General features: G+C 67.5%; 1 pseudogene. It reads right to left on the reverse strand.

Annotation, left to right across the window (positions count from 1 at the left end):
• Positions 1–36 precede the first annotated feature (36 nt).
• Positions 37–425, reverse strand: a pseudogene (locus AABA84_RS34945) (methyl-accepting chemotaxis protein); the annotation flags it as partial.

Below are 425 nucleotides of genomic sequence, written 5' to 3' on the forward strand. Positions count from 1 at the left end.
GCCTTTGCCCACCCTACGAATTTCGAGCGTTTGGCCTTACGCCGCGCGCACCTTGGCGAGGAAGCCGTCGACGGCGCTGCGCAGCGCGCCGGACTGGCTGTCCAGTTCGCGGGCGTTGGTGAGCACGTCGGTTGCCGCCGTGCCGGTCGCTTCCGCGGCCGAGGTGACGCTGCCGATATTGGCGTTGATCTCGTTCGAACCGGCCGCGACCGACTGGATGTTGCGGGCGATCTCGCGGGTCGCCTCGCCCTGCTGCTCGATCGATGCGGAAATGCCGGCGGTGATCTCGCTCATCTCGGCGATGGTCTGAGTGATGCCGGAGATGGCCGTGACCGCGTCGCTGGTCGAGGTCTGCATCGCCGCGACCTGCGCGGAAATCTCCTCGGTCGCCTTAGCGGTCTGGTTGGCCAGCGCCTTGACCTCGG

Source organism: Bradyrhizobium sp. TM239 (assembly GCF_036247985.1).
Taxonomy (GTDB): domain Bacteria; phylum Pseudomonadota; class Alphaproteobacteria; order Rhizobiales; family Xanthobacteraceae; genus Bradyrhizobium; species Bradyrhizobium ottawaense.